Annotated in this window: 9 protein-coding genes; 3 read left to right on the top strand and 6 right to left on the bottom strand. The window is 34.9% G+C overall.

Annotated elements, in window-relative coordinates; all coding sequences use genetic code 11:
• Window positions 1–265 precede the first annotated feature (265 nt).
• Together NCCP28_RS07780 and NCCP28_RS07775 are read right to left on the bottom strand one after the other, a co-directional pair.
• Window positions 266–3,418: a DEAD/DEAH box helicase gene (locus NCCP28_RS07780; RefSeq protein ID WP_248560827.1), complete on the bottom strand. Its 3,153-nt coding sequence runs from the start codon at window positions 3,416–3,418 to the stop codon at window positions 266–268.
• A 27-nt stretch (window positions 3,419–3,445) separates the two neighbouring features.
• The gene (locus NCCP28_RS07775) at window positions 3,446–4,387 is read right to left on the bottom strand and encodes a TRM11 family SAM-dependent methyltransferase (protein ID WP_248560826.1); all 942 of its coding nucleotides are present in this window, start codon (window positions 4,385–4,387) and stop codon (window positions 3,446–3,448) included.
• A 476-nt stretch (window positions 4,388–4,863) separates the two neighbouring features.
• Here NCCP28_RS07775 and NCCP28_RS07770 point away from each other — a divergent pair, with 476 nt between their 5' ends.
• Both NCCP28_RS07770 and NCCP28_RS07765 read left to right on the top strand, forming a co-directional pair.
• The gene (locus NCCP28_RS07770; RefSeq protein ID WP_248560825.1) at window positions 4,864–5,409 is read left to right on the top strand and encodes a biotin transporter BioY; all 546 of its coding nucleotides are present in this window, start codon (window positions 4,864–4,866) and stop codon (window positions 5,407–5,409) included.
• 15 nt (window positions 5,410–5,424) lie between these two features.
• The gene (locus NCCP28_RS07765; protein ID WP_248560824.1) at window positions 5,425–5,856 is read left to right on the top strand and encodes a DUF1284 domain-containing protein; all 432 of its coding nucleotides are present in this window, start codon (window positions 5,425–5,427) and stop codon (window positions 5,854–5,856) included.
• 328 nt (window positions 5,857–6,184) lie between these two features.
• On the opposite strand, the gene NCCP28_RS07760 is transcribed toward NCCP28_RS07765, so the two are convergent.
• A complete protein-coding gene (locus tag NCCP28_RS07760) occupies window positions 6,185–7,438 on the bottom strand; it encodes an MFS transporter (protein ID WP_248560823.1) in 1,254 nt (417 codons plus the stop codon).
• A gap of 335 nt (window positions 7,439–7,773) precedes the next feature.
• Between NCCP28_RS07760 and NCCP28_RS07755 the strand changes: the two genes are divergently transcribed.
• The gene (locus NCCP28_RS07755) at window positions 7,774–8,997 is read left to right on the top strand and encodes an MFS transporter (RefSeq protein ID WP_248560822.1); all 1,224 of its coding nucleotides are present in this window, start codon (window positions 7,774–7,776) and stop codon (window positions 8,995–8,997) included.
• A gap of 9 nt (window positions 8,998–9,006) precedes the next feature.
• Here the strand turns inward: NCCP28_RS07755 and NCCP28_RS07750 are convergent, their stop codons facing one another.
• The 3 genes from NCCP28_RS07750 to NCCP28_RS07740 form a co-directional block, all read right to left on the bottom strand.
• On the bottom strand, window positions 9,007–10,020 hold the full coding sequence (locus tag NCCP28_RS07750; RefSeq protein WP_248560821.1) for an LLM class flavin-dependent oxidoreductase: 1,014 nt from the start codon (window positions 10,018–10,020) through the stop codon (window positions 9,007–9,009).
• Between the two features lie 11 nt (window positions 10,021–10,031).
• Entirely contained in the window at window positions 10,032–10,316 is a 285-nt protein-coding gene (locus tag NCCP28_RS07745) for a DUF3219 family protein (protein ID WP_248560820.1), read from the bottom strand.
• Between the two features lie 398 nt (window positions 10,317–10,714).
• Window positions 10,715–12,022 carry a TolB family protein gene (locus NCCP28_RS07740; RefSeq protein WP_248560819.1) on the bottom strand — a complete coding sequence of 436 codons (1,308 nt, stop codon included), beginning with the start codon at window positions 12,020–12,022 and terminating at the stop codon, window positions 10,715–10,717.
• Window positions 12,023–12,036: the final 14 nt, after the last annotated feature.

Below are 12,036 nucleotides of genomic sequence, written 5' to 3'. Positions count from 1 at the left end.
CTACTTTCTCTTTACATGTTAGACTATATGATTTTTTTGATCATTCAGCTTCACTTTATTTAAAAAAATTCATCTATATAATATATGAATCATCTAGGCAAATATCATTAGTTTTCGCTAAAAAAAGGTGTTCAAGGAAATCCCCTTAAACACCTATGCATGATAATACTGGTTTAAAACCTTCTTTTTGTTCTATTTAATTGTAACTAAGCTTTTTAATCCGAGAATCAGGCTGTACGAAAAACTATTAGCTTGAAATGAATCCTTATATGTTCAATATTTCCTTTATCTCTTCTTCTGTAAGAGATGGAAGACTATCTTCCTCTGAATCAATGATTTCATCAACTAAGTTTTTCTTTTTTTCCTGCAGCTCGTTTATTTTGTCTTCAATCGTCCCTCTTGCCACCAATTTAATGACATGAACATCATTTATTTGCCCCATTCTGTGGGCACGATCTGCTGCTTGCTCCTCTACAGCAGGATTCCACCATGCATCGTATAAAATAACCGTATCTGCTGTCATTAAATTCAGGCCAGTCCCTCCAGCTTTTAATGAAATCAAAAAAAAGTCCCGCTCCCCTGCATTAAAGCGATTCATCAAGTTTACTCGTTCCTCTGATGTTGTTTGTCCATCCAAATAAAAAAATGGAAAACCTAATATTGCAAGTTCTGTTCCGATAATCTGCAGCATTTTCGTAAATTGAGAAAAAATCAATACCCTTCTTCCTGCTTGATTGGCAGACTCCACTAATTGCAGCAGCGTTTCTAGTTTTGCCGATTTCCCTTTATAATCATGAATAAAAAGGGATGGGTGGCAGCAAATTTGCCGCAACCTTGTCAGCCCTGCCAATATGCGGATTTTATTTTTTCTAAACGTATCTTTATCAAGATGCTTTAATGTATCATGTCTCAGTTTCGCTAAGTAGGCAGCATATATTTTTTTCTGTTCTGGAAGCAACTCCATTGATTCCTGCCATTCCTTTTTCTTTGGCAACTCTAGTAGTACCTCTTCTTTTAATCGACGCAGCATAAATGGGCGAATTCTTTTGGCAATCGTTTTTTTCGGTAAATTACTGTATTCCTTTAAGCCGCCAAACAACGGGGGAAAGACAACATGAAAAATGGACCATAACTCTTCTATTGCATTTTCTACAGGTGTACCAGTAAGAGCAAAGCGATTCGCTGCTTGGATTTTTTTCACCGCTTTTGCTGTTTGTGTTGTTGGATTTTTAAAATATTGGGCCTCATCAAGGATAACTGTCGAAAAGATTTGTTTTTCATACCATGCAATATCTTTTAATAATAATGGATATGAAGTGATGATTGCGTCTATATTCTTTATTTCATTCTGCAATTCCGCTCGTTCCTGTATTGTCCCATCCATCACAATTCCTTGTATTTCTGGCGCAAATTTCATTAGTTCTGAAAGCCAATTATAGGTTAAAGAAGAAGGGCAAATAATAAGGACAGGCTCGTTACTGTTGCGGATTTGCTGCAACTCCGATAGTATAAAAGCAATGGCTTGCACCGTTTTCCCAAGCCCCATATCATCAGCCAAAATACCGCCAATCCTGTATTTCGCGATTGTCTTCATCCAATAAAATCCTATTGTTTGGTAATTTTTTAAAATTGGCTTCAGGCTTTCCGGTATATTAAAATGCAAACTTCCTGGATTAGTAAGATGCTCTACTAACTGCTTAAAAGAATGTTCTGCTTTTAGCAAACTGTTTTCTTCTAATTGATCAACAAGAGATAACCCTTGATGAATCGGCATCTCAAGTCCATGTAATAAGTCTTCTGCTTCCACTTGTGGCGAATGAAGAAATCGTTGTATTTCTTCCATTTCCCTCGTCTCTAATGAAAATAAAGAACCATTTCGCAAGCGGTAATACTTGCGCTTTTCTTCTAGCGCTTCTAGTATTTCTTTTATTTCTAACTCGGAGATGCCTTTCATATCAAACTTAAATTCAAGCCAATTCGTCCGTTCCTTTTTCACCCTTACTTTTATCATTGGACGAGCAGTTTCCCGAAAAATTCTATTTCTAACAGCAGTTGTGGCATATACTTGCACTATTTTTTGCAATTTAGGCAATATATGGTATAAAAATTCATACTCTAATTCCTCATTTTGCATCATATAACCACTGTCTGTTTTCGTAAAATAGCTTTCTTCCATCAGTTCAATAATTTCTGCTTCCTTTTCTGTGTCTCTTACTAAAAATATTCCTTTCTCAAGCTCTTTGTCTTCTAATGGATTGATGTTTATATGATCATAATCAAACTCAAGCCCCGCAAGAAGCAGGTTATTTATCCGATCCAAATAAAGCTTTGCGGCAAGAGGTGACGCCTGTCTGTTGATTCTTGCCGCTCCCTCTATTGTAACAGCACCTAATTTTTGCAAGGAGGGAGCCACTTTTTCTAAAAATAAATCAATTTGATCTTTTGCAATGGGAATGCGGTTTGTGCCTGATTGATTCATCATCTCTTTTAATTCATAGAGCCTTTGGCAATCTTGGTATTCTAGTTCAATCAATTGTCCATTAACTAAAACAGACTGATAATTAGGTAAAATGGTGATATTCTCCAATCCCTTAATAGATAATTGATGCCTATTGTTTGTTTGCATAAAATCAAATTGCAATGGTGGAAGTTTGCTGGAAACCTTTAAGCCATTGTACGTGTCCTTTCCGTATTGCAAAATAACATTTGGGGCATCTGCAAGCAATGCGACTATCTTGTTCCAAGACGCGGGTGGAATTAGCAGCCATTCCTTTTGATTCCCCGCTTTTAGTAAAGAAAGCTCGTGCATAATCTTATCTGCCTTTGTGGAAAAACAATGCTGCCCTTGATCAAATGTAAAAAAGGGAGAAATTGAATATGCTTTTCCCCTTTTTATATGCTGCAAAAACGCCTGTATATCTTGTATAGTTATTTTATTTATGATAATTTTAATAAAAAAAGACGATTCCTTTTTTTGTGTTTGCATGAACCGGCAAATAAACTCTGTTTTCATTACTTGTCTATTTTCAAAATGACGCAAATGGCCGCTTTTGCGGTTGGACGAATCCGTAAAAAGCTGCATAAACCCTTCTGACAGCCCTTCTTTGTCTCTCTTTTTACTTGGACTTATTCCAGCTCGCTGATAGTCCATTATTTCCAAAAGGACTGCTGCAATATGCTGGCAATCACGGTCAAAAGATGCTAGTTTCGGACAGCTGCATTCTGTCTCCATTGCCCCGTTTTTATCCTTTGTGATAGTGACATAAAAATCTTCCGCCCCTTTAACAATTGCCAAACAATGATGCTCGTCATACTCCTCTACCAATACTTTATTATTTCGATAAAAAGAGTCTCCTCTTTTAAAGGAGATGTCTCCACAAAGTTCTTTAATTATTTTTTGTGTTAGCTTTATATTCAAAAAAAAACTCCTTTCTGAGGAGCTATTCTATTCACAAATAAGCACTTGCCTAGAAAAACTCCCCTTTTTTGCCATACAGCGATCTTTTATGATAAAACCCGCTTCTTCTATATAAGAATCGATTATTTCGATGGTAATAATGATAACTTTCTTTGCAAATCTGCGAGCGCTTGCTAACATTTCCATTTGTGTTTCACGAGGAAGCACAGAACATAAATTATACGGCATATCGATGATTGCTGTATCATAATACTCTTGTATATCCCGCATGTCTTTTAACAATACTTCTCCTTTATAGCCAAAATGCGCAATATTTTCTCTGGCACTGCCAGTAACTAGCGGATTATTGTCACTGCCAACAATATCAATTCCCATAGATAAGGCTTCAATCAAAACAGTCCCAATCCCACAGCACGGATCTATTGCCTTCACGCCGTTTATATCAGGAACAGCAATATTGACAATCGTTCGCGCTACCTTTGTACTGAGTGCTGTGGAATATTGATGGGGCTTTTGTTGCGTTTTCAGCCAAACCGATTCACTTTTTTTATATTGTCCAAATATCCAGCCATTCTCTACAGGCATTATCGCGAAAAATAACTGTGGCTGCACCAAATCTACTTTCCCCTTTAATTGTAAACCTACTTCCTTGGCGATCTTTTTTCTTTCTGCAAAAGAAATTTTTTTCTTTTTATCAGGATTTTCTATAAAAAGAACTTTTAATGTAGCAGCATTAACAGGTAAATCGCTTACCTGCTGAAGAATATCCTCTATCTCTTTCCCCCTGCATATAATATCTATTTTTTCCTTTATAAAAGGACTCCTCCCTAAATTGATTTCCTTTGTGCTTTCCAATACAAAGGAAGAAGTATCAAACCCAAATAATGAACGCATTTCCATTCGGCACAACGCTTCTTCATCCTCATGATAGCTGTATGTATATAAATACTGATTACTTTGATTAACCAAATTTTTCCCGCCTTATTAGATTCATTCTATTTCACTATTATATAGGAAAGCAGATGGGATTAACATGCATGGAGAGGATGTGGAAGCATGTTCCTTTTTCATTAAGCAGCTTTTTTAGCAGAAGCAGGGTTTCTGCTGCCATTCTTCGTTTATTTGCCCTTTTTCCACCTTCTTTTTGGGATATTCAACTCTTCATAGCTGAAAAAAACCTGATGATCTGGAAAATAAGCATCAGGTTTCAATCTATTTTATACTAGTTCTCTGTATCGTATTTTTTATAAGATGTATGAAGTATTAAATCCATAGTTTTCTGATACACCCATAGAGATGCGGCACTCTCTTCTCTCATTAATCAAAACTTAGATTTTCTATTTAACAATAAAATTTTTTCTTATCTAAAAAAACACTTAATTTTCCCGCTTTTATATGTTAACCTTTTATAATAAACAGTTAACATATAAAAGCGAGGTATTTAAATGAAAGTAAAAAACATCATCTTATGCTCCCTTTTTGCAGCAATCACAGCAATTTTAGCTCAACTGGAAATACCATTGCCATATGTGCCAATAAGTGGACAAACATTGGCAGTTGGATTAACAGCAACAATACTTGGAAGTAAATTAGGTGCCATTAGCATGATTTGCTATACATGCCTTGGAGCGGTTGGTCTGCCTGCATTTGCAGGAGCAAGTGGTGGAATTGGAGTACTAGCAGGACCTACAGGCGGCTATATTTTTGGGTTTATTGCTGCTGCATATATAACCGGATACATACTAGAAAAAACGACTTATTCCATCCCAACAGCACTTGCTGCAAATATAGTTGGCATGATTATTATATTAATAATTGGCACCATTCAATTAAAATTTGCCGTAGATATAAGCTGGGGCAAGTCACTTTCTGTTGGAGCTTATCCATTTATTGCGGTTGGTCTTATTAAAGCATTTTTAGCAAGCTGGATCGGCATTACCGTACGCAATCGATTAGTGCATGCCAATCTATTGCAAAAAGCATCTTACTAGAAGAAGAGGGGAAAAATGAAAAAAACAGTAGTGCTTCGAGGACATCATTTATTATGTGTACACGGTTTTCAAGGAATGGGATACAGCCCGGAATTTGTAAATAAAATGACAGAAATAGTAGCTGCCATACGTGATAAAAAGTTGGATTTCCCAATAAAAGTAGTAGCTGAATTAGATGAGACCTGCCTTGTTTGCCCACATAGCAAAGAAAATATCTGTAATGCGCCTAAGGCAAATGAGTTTGTAAAAGGCTTAGATAGAAAAGTTTTGACCCATTTGCAAATCGAAAAAAATCATCTTTATCATAAAGAAGAACTCGTTTCACTTATTGCCGAAAAGGTAACCCCTGATGATTTAGATTTTTTATGCGAGGGTTGTTCTTGGCTTTCCTACGGCGTTTGCAAGGAAGGCATTAAAGCATTGCGAAAGAAACGAAACCTATCATAATGAAAAAAGAGCATCTATGCTGTTGAAAACATAGATGCTTTTTTTGCCTAGCAAGTAAAGGATTGTAAGTATAATTGTTCCTAGTCAAAAAAACTAGGAGAGATTCAAAATTCTCCTCAGATTTTTTAAACTTTTAATCAATCTTTTTTCTATTAAGTAATAAAAACTAAAGACATCAAAACAGAACTTAAATAGCGTTGCTCACTATTTTCTCCCCTTCTTTTCATTAAATAACGGTTTATCGCAGCCACTCTCCTCTATTTTTCTATACTTTTGACCATCGCACTCTCTTTATTTATCGTTACACTCGGTTTTTTCTGTTATTTTATCAACTAACTGTTTTAACGCTTACATTTTTCCGGAATGCTAATTTCCTATTTCCAGTAAGTGTAAAGATAGAAATAATCGTAAATACAAGGGCGATAGAGCCTAATAATAGGTAAGCGCTTTGAAAGCCTACAGTATCATACATATTTCCTGCAATAGTCGAAAGGAAAATCGATCCTACTTGTTTTGAAAATTGGAAACCTATTAAATAAATGGTTGCTGACAATCTCATATCGAAATTCGCTGAAATATATTTAAATACAGCAACTAGTAGAATCGGAACTTCTAAAGCATGCATTAATTTTAATAGACTAATAGCAACTGGCCCATCGGCAAATCCTGATCCTAAAATTCGGAAAGACATAATAAAGCCTGCGTATAATAAAGCATTTTTTGCACCGATTTTGTTAATGATAAATGGTGCTAAAATCATAATAATACCTTCAAGGAAAATTTGGAATGTAACCAAGTTTCCAAATACTTCTGTTCCCTTTTCTGGTGTAGAAAAGAATTGTGTAAAATAAACCGCAAATTGCTGATCATATACATCATAAATGCAGCCTACTCCAAGAACATATACCACAAATAACCAGAATTTTTTATTTTTAAAAAGACTTATAGTTGATTCTTTTGTTGATACCGTTTTCTTTTCAACATTTGTGTTAGCTAAAGAACGAGTATCCATATCTCCTGTTTTTGCAAAGATAAAAACTATTCCTAATAGAATTGCTATAGCCGAACTAATCCAGAAAACTAAATCAGGATTTGTATTAAATAAATGTCCTGTAACAAAGGTACTAACTGCAGCACCAATATTTCCAAATACGCGTACTCTTCCATATTCAAACCCATTAAGATGACTTACTCTCTCAATATATGCTTCAATAGCACCAACTCCGCCATTAAAAATCGCCCCAAGGTAAGCGCCTCCAATGATGGCCGCTAAAATGATATTAGTTTTTAGCAATGCAGGGAATATGTAAATAAAGAATGGTGCAATAAAAACTAGTAATATAATAAAGACCCAAAGCAAATTCTTTTTTAATCCTAACTTATCGGAAACGATTCCAAAAAACGGCTGATAACATATAGCTGCAATTGAAATAGCGGAAAATATGATACCTGTTTTTGTAGCGCTTAAACCCGCTTCTTTTGTAAGCCATAATGATAAAAACATCGTACAGGCTGCCCAAATAAAGAAGTAGAACATAAAGAATACACCAAAAATCCAATAATTCTTATTCAATTTTCTCATTTTAACCTTTCCCTTCAGATTATAGTTTTAGTAAAATTACTCTAAATAAAATTAGTAAAAATTAATTATTTTTTACTAAAATAATTATAACAAAGTCAACGCTTTCATTCAATATAATATTAAAATAATTGATATTCTTCCTATTTTTATTTATTTACCGATTTTTTTAGTAAAATAATCATTAAAAAACATTTATTTTACTTTATTTTTTACTATTTATTCCGTTGATTTCATCTATAACAACTTATTTTTATCATAACAAAATAATCCTTTTCTTTTCTAATAAATTAGACTATTATCTAATTAGATAATAGTCTAATTAGAGAGGTTTTATAATGATTTCTACATTTAAACTCGAAAAATCATATCAAAAGCTTTTTTATGCCGGAATTATTAATGGCATTGGCGACCGTTTTAGCCAAGTCGCTTTATTGACTTTAATTCTCCAAATTACAGAATCTGGATTGGCAGTTGGCATTACACTTGCGCTGCGTATGCTTCCTTTTTTATTATTTGGACCTATCAGCAGCATACTCGCCCGTAAATTATCTAGAAAAAAGCTATTAATCTATACAGATGTTTTTCGGGCTTGTATTGCCATTTCCTTTTTGTTTATTGATTCACCGAATGATGTATGGATTATTTATGTTGGTTCTTTTTTATTAGCTGGCGGTGAGGCACTTTATTCTCCCACAAGAAGGGCAAGCATTCCTGCAATTGTCCAAAAAAAGCATATAAAAACGATAAATTCTTGGGAGCAAGTATTATTGGGATTTGTATTGGTAATCGGAGCATTGGCAGGAGGGTTTGTTTCCTATCTTTTTGGTCCATCTCAAAGTTTTCTTGTAAATATTTTTTCCTTTTTTATTGCAAGTGTATTCATCAGCAAGATTCCTAGTTTAGAGGCAATACAAAACGAAAAGGAGCAACACTGTATGAAAGAGTATCAAAGGGCGCCATTTTTTTTCATAATCTTTTCGTCTTCTTTTTTGATGATGCTTTTATCCACTGATTTGCTTATTCCTTTAGCAAATGGCATGGAAAATGTTTTAATTAGTGTATATGCCGTACAAACCTTTCAAGCTGCCGATCTTGGAGTAGGAATTTTATACGGTGTTCTTGGTATCGGGTTTCTGATAAGCCCACTTCTTACGAAACGAATAACAAAACATTATTTGCTAAGTGCTTTCCTATGTATCTTTATAGAAGGAATATTATTAATAACGGTGAGCCGTTCTCCTTCCTTTAGTATAGTTGTATTGTTATTTGGAGTGTTGACTATCTTTGGAGGCATATCTAATACATTACTGGATACAGTTGTAATGCAGTCTGTTCCAGAAAGCCAGCAAGGAATGTATTTTGGATTATCTGAAACGATATCTAATACGATGCTCGGCATTTCCATGTTTTTTACAGGAATATTATTAGAAAGTTTTTCACCTCGAACTATAGGGGCGATAAATGGAGGATTATATGTTTTATTGGCCCTGATGTATATAATACTTACGCTAACATTAACCAATAAAAAACAACATTTACAAAAAGCAGCAAACGAATAATATTTTTTATTATTCGCTTGCTGCTTCATTAATTATTTCCCGAGCAATCAACTCATAGGAGCGTATCCTATCTTCTGGCCGATGGGTAATCGTAACAATCATGATTTCATCAGCCTGAAATTTCATTTGCAGTTCTTGCAGCTTATTTTTTACTTCCTTTGGACTTCCTATGATCATTTGGTCTTTTGATCTTTCCATTTTTTTCTTTTCTTCAGCATTTAGTGGATACTTTTTCGCTTCAGCAATAGAAGGAACACCACCATTTCCTTTGCCCATTTCTTTTTGCAAAGACCAAATAAGTGTGCTTAACGCTATCTCTTCTGCCATTTCCTCTGTTTCCCCACAAATAGCAGAAACAGTCAAAATTACTTGGGGAACATCTCCTTTTTGTTGTGGCTGAAAGGCGTCTTTATACATTTGAACAATCTCTTCTCCATCCTTATCGCTCATAAATGCTCCAAATGTATAAGCTATTCCGAGTTCAGCTGCAAGTAAGGCGCTTTTTTTGCTTGTACCTAAAAGCCATGGCTTTGGCGGGGTTTCTGGTCTTGGAGATGCAGCCAGTTTTGCATAAGCATGATCTAGAGGAAAATCAAGATAAATAAAATGCAAAAGTTCTTTGATTAAGTCAGGCATAGCCCACACCTGTTTCAAAAACTGGTCTGATAAGGCATTCGTAGCTTCAGCAGAACCTCCTGGTGCTCGTCCTATGCCAATATCAATACGTTCTGGGTAAAGGGTTGCAAGCATATTATATGTTTCGGCCACTTTATATGGCCGATAATATGGCAGCAGCACCGCACCAGGTCCAATCCGAATTCTTTTTGTTTTTGCACCAATCAAAGGAAGCATCACTTCTGGTGCAGAGCTAGCAAGACCAGGCAAATCATGATGTTCAGCAATCCAATAGCGCATGTAGCCCAACTCCTCTCCTTTTTGGGCAAGTTTGACTGATTCATCTAACGCATCTTTTGCTGATTGATTGGAGGCAATTGGCGATTGATCTAAAATGCTTAATTTCATAAAATCTCACCTTACCCTTTTAATTCTATTAAGCTTAAGGTAAATTCCCCCACATTCCCTTGTTTATATAAATCTGTAATAGAGGTAAAATACTGCTGAATTGTTCCTCTGAATGATAAATTTAGTTCTGGAACAAAAACAGCAAATGTCCCTTGATATAGCAATGTGCTAATACGATGATACTCCTCGCTCGTTACAGGAAAAACGACGTAAATTTTATGGAGACCATCTATCTTTTCCTGTTTAAAACTCCCAACAACAATCGATTCTCCATCTAACACTATTTCGTTTGGCATATAATCCACTCCTTTTCTTTTTTCCTATTTTCTTATTAAAGCGAATCTTCTTATAAGCAAACAAAAGGTTGGGACACAATTAATTAGATAATCTATAAAGACGAATAATCTCTAAGTTAGCTTTAAAATAAAGGCTGGTTTCGCAATCTTGGTTACTTGTGTTTTTACATATAGTCAAGTGTAAAAACTAATTCGTTCCATTGCGCTACAGACACTCCCTTTCCGCGGCTCAGCTCGAGCCCCACGGAAAGCGAAGTGTATTCAGGCTGCGGGTAATAACAACAAACTTTACTGAAACCGCCCCTTTAAAATTTCGTTAAACAAGAATGATTATACGTAAATTACGTATAATCATTCTTGTTTATCTTTAGATGGAATACTTATGTTCCAGCCTTTTATTAAGCTCTTCTTTTTTTTATTACATTTAACGCTAATGTAAAAATAAATAAGATGGCCGTGCATCCTAATAATCCAGCGCCTATCATTCCAAAGGATATTCCATACCATGGATTAACGGTGATCGCCACAATGATGCTTGTGATAAAAACAGCGATAGTAATAATTAAACTGATAATCGGCGGCAAATAGCCTTTTTTTGCACGAAAATATACATGATCTATAATAAAAAAAACGATAAATAAAATATATAGAATTGAAATCGTGATCCCGTTTACTGCAACATCTATTGTTTTCATAAACCATTGGCTGCTTTCAGCCGACTTTGGCATGGCAAAGGATACAGTCTCTATTTTTTTGGTATCCAAATCTATAGTTGTAAAAATGAACTTAGCTGGATCATTTGGCCAATTGCGCTGCTCTAAAAAAGCCATTTTATTTTCTTTGTAAAAAAACTTGGGAACCGTTACAGATGTTTTCAAGTTTGTTAGTTTAGTTATTTCCCCACTATTCAAATTTTGTAAAAATAATTCATATTCATAATGACTAGCATTTTCTGATTCTTCTGATACTGCTGTATAAGCCATTTTCAATCCATCTGGCGATAATATTTTAGAATAGCTCTCATCTACATCAAATTTGGAAAAAAGAGACTCTTTTTTTTCATTTCTTTCCAACACAAGTGTATAAACATAATCACTATCTTCCCCATAATATAATTCCTTTCCATTTGGAGAAAGAAAAAATGTATCTATGTTAAAATAATCCTGATTTGTCCATTGTTTTATCTCTTTTCCACTAATGCTTATCGAATAAATATCCTGCCCTTCCTTTGTTTCGCCTTCTGCTTTGTGAAAAGCTTCTGCCGGCATTGCCGTAAAATAAATGATATCATTAGAGGCAGAAAATAATGCTTTGAAAATATGCAGATTCGAAGAGGTAAGTTTTTTCCCACTTGATCCATCACTATTCGCTACATAAAGAGAATTATTTCCCTCTTCATCTTTTGCTAAATAAAGAAGATGCTTCCCATCAGAAGAAAGTTGTGGCTGATGATGCCTTAAAGAATCAAAACTTGTTAATTGCTCGACATTTTCTCCTTCTCTATCTGCTGCAAAAATCGCTTCTTTTCCGTCTTTATAATAGGAAAAAACAACTTTTTGATCATCGGAAGAAAGATCAAAGTTATCTCCCAACCCAGTATAATACTGATAGGAATCATTCTTTTCAAAAAGAGCATATAATACGGCTCCTATAAACAAACATCCAATGATAGCGATACTTATAAATATATTTTTTCTATTTCTCAATCAGCTTACTCCCC

Origin of the sequence: Niallia sp. NCCP-28, assembly GCF_023168165.1 — a bacterium.
Classification (GTDB): domain Bacteria; phylum Bacillota; class Bacilli; order Bacillales; family Cytobacillaceae; genus Niallia.
The sequence above is the reverse complement of the archived record's forward strand: the minus strand, read 5'-3'. Positions and strand labels throughout refer to the sequence as shown.